10 protein-coding genes and 2 tRNA genes are annotated in these 8,588 nt (G+C 40.9%); 11 read left to right on the top strand and 1 reads right to left on the bottom strand.

Annotation, left to right across the window (positions count from 1 at the left end; genetic code table 11):
- Window positions 1-108: 108 nt before the first annotated feature.
- The 11 genes from hslV to K8S13_RS19725 all read left to right on the top strand — a co-directional run bounded on the left by hslV (window position 109) and on the right by K8S13_RS19725 (window position 7,978).
- A complete protein-coding gene (gene hslV, locus K8S13_RS19775; protein ID WP_291465290.1) occupies window positions 109-651 on the top strand; it encodes an ATP-dependent protease subunit HslV in 543 nt (180 codons plus the stop codon).
- Between the two features lie 15 nt (window positions 652-666).
- A complete protein-coding gene (gene hslU, locus K8S13_RS19770) occupies window positions 667-2,076 on the top strand; it encodes an ATP-dependent protease ATPase subunit HslU (protein ID WP_291465288.1) in 1,410 nt (469 codons plus the stop codon).
- Window positions 2,073-2,951: an acetylglutamate kinase gene (gene argB, locus K8S13_RS19765; RefSeq protein WP_291465286.1), complete on the top strand. Its 879-nt coding sequence runs from the start codon at window positions 2,073-2,075 to the stop codon at window positions 2,949-2,951. The genes hslU and argB overlap by 4 nt, the downstream gene beginning before the upstream one ends.
- Window positions 2,952-2,985: 34 nt before the next feature.
- A complete protein-coding gene (locus K8S13_RS19760) occupies window positions 2,986-4,170 on the top strand; it encodes an acetylornithine transaminase (RefSeq protein ID WP_291465284.1) in 1,185 nt (394 codons plus the stop codon).
- Between the two features lie 39 nt (window positions 4,171-4,209).
- Window positions 4,210-5,592: an argininosuccinate lyase gene (gene argH, locus K8S13_RS19755; RefSeq protein WP_291465282.1), complete on the top strand. Its 1,383-nt coding sequence runs from the start codon at window positions 4,210-4,212 to the stop codon at window positions 5,590-5,592.
- Window positions 5,589-6,020, top strand: coding sequence for a hypothetical protein (locus K8S13_RS19750; RefSeq protein WP_291465280.1), 432 nt, complete (start codon window positions 5,589-5,591; stop codon window positions 6,018-6,020). The genes argH and K8S13_RS19750 overlap by 4 nt, the downstream gene beginning before the upstream one ends.
- A 2-nt stretch (window positions 6,021-6,022) precedes the next feature.
- Complete coding sequence (gene folK, locus K8S13_RS19745) at window positions 6,023-6,532, top strand: 2-amino-4-hydroxy-6-hydroxymethyldihydropteridine diphosphokinase (RefSeq protein WP_291465278.1); 510 nt, start codon at window positions 6,023-6,025, stop codon at window positions 6,530-6,532.
- Window position 6,533: 1 nt separating this feature from the next.
- Window positions 6,534-7,178, top strand: coding sequence for a fructose-6-phosphate aldolase (gene fsa / locus K8S13_RS19740; protein WP_291465276.1), 645 nt, complete (start codon window positions 6,534-6,536; stop codon window positions 7,176-7,178).
- 6 nt (window positions 7,179-7,184) lie between these two features.
- Window positions 7,185-7,751: a CDP-diacylglycerol--glycerol-3-phosphate 3-phosphatidyltransferase gene (gene pgsA, locus K8S13_RS19735; protein WP_291465273.1), complete on the top strand. Its 567-nt coding sequence runs from the start codon at window positions 7,185-7,187 to the stop codon at window positions 7,749-7,751.
- A gap of 69 nt (window positions 7,752-7,820) precedes the next feature.
- A tRNA-Gly gene (locus K8S13_RS19730) sits at window positions 7,821-7,895 on the top strand.
- Between the two features lie 8 nt (window positions 7,896-7,903).
- Window positions 7,904-7,978, top strand: a tRNA-Cys gene (locus K8S13_RS19725).
- Between the two features lie 390 nt (window positions 7,979-8,368).
- On the opposite strand, the gene K8S13_RS19720 is transcribed toward K8S13_RS19725, so the two are convergent.
- Window positions 8,369-8,588, bottom strand: a 220-nt coding sequence (locus tag K8S13_RS19720; protein ID WP_291465272.1) for a hypothetical protein, incomplete at its 5' end; no start/stop codon positions are given.

Genomic DNA, 8,588 nt, shown 5'->3' with positions numbered 1-8,588 from the left:
TGTAAGCTTATCCACCACCCAGGTCTATACCCATGTGAGTATGGACCGGCTGATGCAGGTATATGACAAGGCACATCCAAGAAGTTGAAAATATAAGGCGGCTAAAAAATGGATAAAGAGGTATTTCACGGAACAACGATTCTTGCGGTAAGACATAAAGATAACGTTGTTGTTGCGGGGGACGGGCAAGTGACATTGGGAACTATTGTCACAAAGCACAAAGCAAGAAAAGTCAGAAGAATTTATAATAACAAGATTATTGTAGGTTTTGCAGGGGCTACAGCAGATGCATTGACCCTGTCTGAAAAACTTGAACAAAAACTGGAAAGATATAATGGAAGTCTGACAAGGGCCTGTGTGGAACTTGCAAGAGAGTGGAGAACGGATAAATATTTGCGGCGGCTTGAAGCCATGATGATTGCTGTTGACAGGCAGAATACTTATCTATTATCGGGCAACGGGGATGTCATTGAACCCGATGAAGGGGTGATCAGTATCGGCTCGGGCAGTACAGCAGCCCAGTCTGCAGCAGTCGCTCTGCTTGAAAACACAGATCTTGAATCAAGACAAATTGTGGAAAAAGCCATGAAAATAGCGGCTGATTTGTGTATCTATACGAATCATTATATTGCTGTGGAAGAATTTAACTAAAGAGAAAAAAAGATAATGAAAGATTTAAAACATAATTTAAAACACAATTTAAAACACAACTTAAAACCCGGTCAGATTGTAGAAGAGCTGGATAAATATATTATCGGTCAAAATGATGCCAAAAAATCAGTTGCCATTGCCTTGAGAAACAGATGGAGAAGGCAACAGCTTGACAAAGACCTTCAAGAAGAGATTGCCCCGAAAAATATTATATTGATCGGGCCCACTGGTGTTGGAAAGACCGAGATTGCAAGAAGGCTTGCCAATTTAACCGATTCTCCCTTTTACAAGGTGGAAGCCTCAAAGTTTACAGAAGTTGGATATGTGGGCAGGGATGTTGAATCCATGATCAGGGATATTGTGGAATTGACCGTAAATAAATTAAGGGTAAGACAGCAGGATGAGGTCCAGGAAAAAGCAGCCAGGATAGCGGAAGAAAGGATCCTGGATATTTTACTGCCGCCATCTTCAAAAACCGGTGCGGTTATTTCAAATGATATTGATATCATTACGACCGGGCAGGAGCATGAAGACAATCAGCCCAAAGCATCCACCAGGGGAAAACTAAGAAAAATGCTGAGAGCAGGAAAGCTTGATGCAAGAGAGATTGACCTTGAGGTGCAGGATAAATCTTCCCCCATGGTTGAAATTTTTTCCAATACCGGCATTGAGGAGATGGGAATTAATGTCAGGGATATGCTGGGAAACCTGATGCCCAAAAACACCAAGCGTCGCAAGGTAAAAATTAAAGATGCCATAAAACTTGTGACCCAGGAAGAAGCGGCCCATCTTGTGGACATGGAGCAGGTAAAGGCAGATGCCGTAACCATGGTGGAACAGTCCGGGATTATTTTTATAGATGAAATTGATAAAATTGTGGGCAAAGAAAAAAGTTATGGCCCGGAAGTCTCAAAAGAAGGAGTCCAAAGAGACCTTTTGCCCATTGTTGAAGGAAGTTCCGTTCCGACAAAGCATGGAATAGTGGAAACAGATCACATCCTGTTTATCGCTTCCGGCGCATTCCATATGTCAAAACCGTCGGACTTGATCCCGGAACTCCAGGGAAGGTTTCCCATAAGGGTGGAACTCAGCTCTCTGGGGGCCAATGAATTTGTAAGAATTCTAACAGAGCCTAAAAATGCACTTGTGCTTCAATACATCGCCCTGCTAAGAACAGAAGGTATAGAGATTGAGTTTACAAAAGGTGCGGTTGATAAGATTTCAGCCATTGCTGTGGAAGTTAATGCCTCAACAGAAAATATTGGTGCCAGAAGGCTTCATACCATTCTGGAAAAGTTGTTGGAAGATATTCTTTTTAAAGCACCTGATATAGAAGAAAAAAAGATTGTAATTGATGCATCTTTTGTGGAAAAGCAATTGATGGACATTGTTGAAAATGAAGATTTGGCAAGGTATATCCTATGACAAATAGTGTTGCTGAGATACTGATTGAGGCGCTGCCGTATATAAAAAGATTTTCCGGCAAGACCATTGTGGTGAAATATGGCGGTCATGCAATGGTGGATGAAAATTTGAAAAAAGATTTTGCCAACGATATCACCTTGTTAAAATACATTGGGGTAAATCCGGTTGTTGTTCATGGCGGCGGACCCCAGATCAATAAAGTGTTGGATGCCATGGGGATTACATCAAAATTTGTCCGGGGCATGAGATATACTGATGATGAAACCATGGATGTGGTTGAGATGGTTTTGGGCGGCAAGGTCAACAAGGATATTGTTTCAAGGGTTAATCGTCAGGGAGGCAAAGCTGTGGGCCTGACCGGAAAAGACGGTATGCTGATTATTGCAGAGAAGATGACCATCTATCATAAGGAAGATGAAAACAAACCGCCTGAAATCATAGATCCCGGCATGGTTGGCAATGTGTCAACCATTAATCCTGAGATTATTCATACCCTGACGGTCAAAGGATTTATTCCCATTATTGCACCGGTGGGTGTGGGTGTTAATGGTGAAACATATAATATCAACGCTGATGTTGTTGCATCAAAGATTGCATCAGCTTTGAATGCAGAACGCCTGATGCTTGTTACTGATGTGGATGGCGTGCTGGATATGAACAAAAAACTGATTTCTTCCGTGGATGCTTTAACCATTCAAAAAATGATTGAAACAGATGGGATTAAGGGTGGAATGATCCCCAAGGTCGAATGTGCCTTGGATGCTTTAAAAAACGGTGTAAAAAAGTCCCACATTATTAATGGGAAACTGCCCCATGCCGTGTTGCTTGAGTTGTTTACCGATTCCGGTATTGGTACCCAGGTTTTTGTAGATTAACCTTTAAATGACCTTTAAATATAAGGGGTTGCGCGTGGATTCGATTAAAAAAACAGATAATTTTGTATTTCAAACCTATGCAAGACAAGGCAAAGCATTTGTCAAGGGAGAAGGAACATCTCTCTGGGATGAGGATGGAAAAAAATATATAGATTTTTTAGCCGGAATTGCAGTGTGCAGTCTGGGGCACTGCCATCCAAAAATTACACAAGCGATTAACAGGCAGGCATCAACCCTTATTCATGTATCCAACCTTTTTTATACTATGCCCCAGGCAGATCTGGCATCAAAGCTGTGTGAGAAAAGTTTTGCCGACAGGGTGTTTTTTGCAAATTCAGGTGCCGAAGCCAATGAGGCAGCTATAAAACTTGCCAGAAGATATTTCCAGAAAAAAGGAGATAAGAACCGGTTTAAAATCATTACCATGGAGCAATCCTTTCACGGACGGACCATGGCCACTTTATCTGCCACGGGCCAGGATAAAATCAAAGAGGGATTTTATCCTCTTCTTGAGGGGTTTTCCTATGTTCCCTTTAATGATATTGATGCGTTGAGAAATGAAATCGATGAAAGTGTCTGTGCCATTATGCTTGAGCCGGTTCAGGGTGAAGGCGGGATTATCCCGGCAGATCCTGATTATCTCAAAGCGGTAAGAGAACTTTGCAATGATAAGGGAATTTTATTGATCTTTGATGAAATTCAGTGTGGCATGGGAAGGTGCGGAACTTTTTTTGCACATGAATTGTACAAGGTAACACCGGATATCATGACCCTTGCAAAGGCCCTTGGTAACGGGCTTCCCATCGGCGCCATGCTGGCAACCGAAGATGCCGCAATTGGATTTGATTTTGGCAGTCATGCCACAACCTTTGGCGGAACACCCCTTGCCACGGCAGCCGCTCTGGAAGTGGTGAATATTATCAGCCGGGAAACATTTTTAGAGCAGGTTCGGCAAAAAGGTCAATATTTTAAAGACAAACTGGTAAAACTTAAAGAAAAGCATTCACGAGTCGTGGGTATCAGGGGGAAAGGCCTTTTGCTCGGCCTGGAAATTGGAGTGGGAAAGGATAAAAATGCGACCTTTTTTGTGGGAGAATTAATGGAAAAAGGCTTTATAATAAATGGAATTCAGGATAAAATTTTAAGATTTGCACCACCGTTGATTATTGAGGAAAAAGAAATTGACAGGCTGATATCTGCATTGGACAGCCTCTTATAATTCAGGTTTAAAATTAAATAACAGGAAGTTCAAGATACTATGAACGAAAAACTATGGGGGGGGCGATTTTCCCAGAGCACGGATGAACTGGTTGAAAAATTCAATGCATCCATTGATGTTGACAAGCACCTTTACGACAGTGACATTGAAGGAAGCATTGCCCATGTGAAAATGATGGCCAGAGAATCTATCATTACCCAGGATGAGGCAGATTCCCTGATTGCCGGGCTTGGAAAAGTAAAAGAGAAAATTGAGAACAATGAAATTGAGTTTTCCGCAAGCCTTGAAGACATTCATATGCATATTGAAGATGCTTTGGGAAAAGTTGTCGGGGATGTTGCAAAAAAACTCCATACCGGGCGAAGCAGGAACGATCAGGTTGCCCTGGATGTCAGGATTTATTTAAAAAAAGAGACAAAAATTATTATTGAGCTTTTGGCCGGATTTCAAAAAGCCCTTGTCAGGATGGCTCAAAACCACCTGGATGTGATCATGCCCGGATATACCCATCTTCAAAGGGCGCAGCCAATATTGTTCTCCCACCACCTCATGGCATATTATGAAATGTTCAAGCGGGATATTGAAAGATTTAAAGATTGCTTAAAAAGAATTGATGTCATGCCCCTGGGTGCGGCAGCGCTTGCAGGTACCACCTATCCCTTGAATCGTGAATTCACAAGAGAGGTGCTCGCATTCTCAAAAGTATCAGACAACAGCATTGATTCGGTATCTGACAGGGATTTTGTCATGGAGTTTATCTCCCATGCATCCATTGCCATGATTCATTTTTCAAGGCTTTCCGAGGAATTGATTCTCTGGTCTTCTTCTGAATTTTCTTTTATCACAATTTCAGATTCTTTTACCACAGGATCCAGCATCATGCCTCAAAAAAAGAATCCGGATGTGGCAGAGCTTGTAAGGGGTAAAACCGGAAGGGTTGTGGGCAACCTTGTCACCATTCTCACTCTGATGAAGTCTTTGCCCATGGCATACAATAAGGATATGCAGGAGGACAAGGAACCGTTGTTTGACACGGTGGATACGCTTAAAATCTGTACGGATGTATATACTAGAATGTTTGAAAATATTAAAATTCATAAAGAAAGAATGGTTAATGCCTGTGCCCTGGGATTTTTAAATGCAACAGATCTTGCTGATTACCTGGTTTCTAAAGGCCTGGCCTTCAGGCAGGCCCATGCCGTGGCAGGAAGGGCGGTAGCCTATGCCTTGACCAAGGGAAAAGAACTCAATGATCTGACCCTTGAAGAGTATAAAGATTTAAGTGAGTTGATTGAAAAAGATGTCTATAAATTTATTAGTATTCATGAAACGATTTCAAGACGGATCTCCTATGGAGGAACCGGTTTTGATAATGTAAAACAGGCAGTAAAGAAAGCCGCAGGAGCGCTTGGATTAAAATGAAAAATAAAAGAGCCATCCTTCAAGTTTCAATAGTATTGTTCAGTGTTATTCTCCTGGTTTTTTCAGGATGCGGTAAAAAAGGCCCTCCATTGGCCCCCCTGATAAAAGGGCAGAAAATTGCACCACCATTTGATTTGAAATATACACCGGGTGACAAGAAGATAACGCTTTTTTGGAACCATAAAATCGATATTGAGACGGCTGCGGTAAAACCCCGGGGCTTTGAAATTTTTATGACTAAAAAAACATTTGAAGCATGTGAAGGGTGTCCTTTTGTATTTAAAATGATTGGATTTGTCTCCATGCCCTCCATGGAATTTATGACCAGAATAGAAAAGGGGTTTAAATATTATTTCAGGGTTCAGGCTACAGGTGAGGACAATATGAAAAGTGATTTTTCAAAAACAATTCAGTTTGAGTATCAATAAAAATGGATCAGCATATTGTTTATTTAAGTATCGGTTCAAATATTGGAGATAAGAAACAAAACCTTGAAAATGCCATAACACTTTTACACAAGCTAAATAAAATTGATGTTGTTTGTGCATCGTCTTTTTATAAAACCCAACCGCAAAATTATATAGACCAGGATTGGTTTGTAAATGCAGCTTTAAAAATAAAAACCCTGTTGGAACCCCAGGAATTGCTTGCAGTTTTAAAAACTGTGGAAAAAGATTTGGATAAGGAAGGGAAATCCTTCAGGTTTGGTCCAAGGGTTATTGATCTGGATATTATTTATTATGAAGATCTGATTCTCAAAACCAAAACCCTGGAAATTCCACATCCCAGAATGCATCAAAGGTGTTTTGTATTAATACCCATGTGTGATATAGGAGCTCATACGATTCATCCGGTCTTAAAGTGCAGATCAGATGACTTGTTAAAAAAAATAGAAAAACAAGAAACCCAGAAGGTAATTCTTTTGGACAAGGAGGCTTAAAGTGAAGTTTTTTATAGATACGGCTAATATTGACCAGATTATAGATGCCAACAATATGGGCATGGTTGACGGGGTAACAACAAACCCTTCTTTGATTGCAAAAGAAGACGGAGAGTTTAAAGAAATTATTGCCCAGATTTGTAAGATTGTCAAGGGCCCTGTGAGCGCGGAAGTTATCAGTCTGGAGTATGATGGCATGATCACGGAAGCCCGGGAGCTTGCAAAAATAGCAGATAATATTGCCGTTAAAATCCCCATGACGGTTGAAGGCTTAAAAGCTGTAAAGACCCTTTCCGATGAAGGAATAAAAACAAACGTGACACTGGTTTTTTCAGCTCTTCAGGCATTGATGGCTGCCAAAGCCGGTGCAACATTTGCAAGTCCCTTTGTCGGCCGGTTGGATGATCTTGCTGAAGAAGGAATGGGGCTGATTGAAGAGATGGTTCAAATTTATGCCAATTATGATTTTGATACCCAGATTATAGTGGCCAGTATCAGAAGCCCACTTCATGTGTTGGATTCAGCTCTTTTGGGGGCTGATATTGCCACCATTCCATACGGGGTATTAAAAAAACTTGCATCCCATCATATGACGGATAAAGGGATTGATGCCTTTATGGCAGACTGGAATAAAAAGAACGGATAATTGAAGATGACCGGGTTTGAAAAAGTAAAAAATTTTGTTCTGACACCCAATTTTATGACCATATCCAGAATTGTTGCCATTCCTGTGATTGTGATACTGTTAATGTATGATACAAAGATCACAACATTTATTGCAGCAGTTCTTTTTTCGGCAGCATCCATTACAGATTATCTTGATGGATATCTTGCAAGAACCAGAGGATTGGTTACAAAACTAGGTAAAATTCTTGATCCTATGGCAGACAAACTTCTGGTTTCTTCAACATTGGTGATGCTGGTGTCCTTAGGGTTTATGCAGGGTTGGATTGCCTGTGTTATTATTGGAAGAGAACTTGCCGTGACGGGTCTAAGATGCGTATTAATTGAAAATGGCCAGGATGTTGCAGCTTCCTGGCTTGGAAAATACAAGACCGGTTTTCAGATTGCAGCCGTTATACCCTTGACCCTGCATTATAGTTATCTGGGAATCGAATTTAATTCCATTGGCCAGTTTTTTCTTTACGGGGCATTGATTTTTACATTGTGGTCAGGGCTTGATTATTTTATTAAGGCCAGAAAATTTCTTTCCCTTTAAATATGATATTGGTAAATTTAATATTGACAAATTTAATGTCAAAGTATATAAATCTTTTTTGTTTGCTGAGCGGGAATAACTCAGTGGTAGAGTGCGACCTTGCCAAGGTCGAAGTCGCGGGTTCAAATCCCGTTTCCCGCTCCATAAAACATGGCGGCTTGGCCAAGGGGTAAGGCAACGGCCTGCAAAGCCGTTATTCTCCGGTTCAAATCCGGAAGCCGCCTCCATTGAAACGACAGGGGTCTTGAGAGTTTTTCAAGACCCCTTTTTTTATGCCTGAAATAACCATTTCCCACACTATTCCCCACAAAATTGAATGTTTTAAGAATATTTTAACTTTTCAAACCCTATCCACAAAAGCCGCAATAGTAGCAAAATGTATCCGGGATTCTTCCTGTTTATCCTGGCAGTGTAGAAGTCACTTTACAACCCTGATAAAGATTGATAGGGCAAAAGAAGCAAAAAAAAGATTTTAGCATTAACCTTTTTCAAGAAGGAAAACCAAATGAAAAATTTTTTATTCTCGTTTTGCTGGTTCTATTCTGTTCGGGTTCTGTTTTTGGTATTGAGTTTGAAGAAATTTTGAAAAAAGCAGCCAAGCAGGGGAATGCTTCTGCTCAGAACTGGTGCGGGGTCAGTATCTCCCAGGCCGCTTCGCCTGGATTGTAGATCTCAACTTCAATACCCACAAAAGGAACAGAAAAAATATCTTCAGAGAGTGGCACTACCGCACCAAGGTTGACATTGAAAACACCATGGGTTATCAGGACACTTTGTTGCTCATTCCAAAGTTCATCTCCACCAATGGGGTTATTATAGATATGAAACCTTATATCC

This window comes from Desulfobacula sp., from assembly GCF_021107415.1.
The sequence above is the reverse complement of the archived record's forward strand: the minus strand, read 5'-3'. Positions and strand labels throughout refer to the sequence as shown.

Coding starts and splice junctions, on each gene's coding strand:
- hslV (WP_291465290.1), top strand. CDS start 109: ATGGATAAAGAGGTATTTCACGGAACAACGATTCTTGCGGTAAGACAT.
- hslU (WP_291465288.1), top strand. CDS start 667: ATGAAAGATTTAAAACATAATTTAAAACACAATTTAAAACACAACTTA.
- argB (WP_291465286.1), top strand. CDS start 2,073: ATGACAAATAGTGTTGCTGAGATACTGATTGAGGCGCTGCCGTATATA.
- argH (WP_291465282.1), top strand. CDS start 4,210: ATGAACGAAAAACTATGGGGGGGGCGATTTTCCCAGAGCACGGATGAA.
- K8S13_RS19750 (WP_291465280.1), top strand. CDS start 5,589: ATGAAAAATAAAAGAGCCATCCTTCAAGTTTCAATAGTATTGTTCAGT.
- folK (WP_291465278.1), top strand. CDS start 6,023: ATGGATCAGCATATTGTTTATTTAAGTATCGGTTCAAATATTGGAGAT.
- pgsA (WP_291465273.1), top strand. CDS start 7,185: ATGACCGGGTTTGAAAAAGTAAAAAATTTTGTTCTGACACCCAATTTT.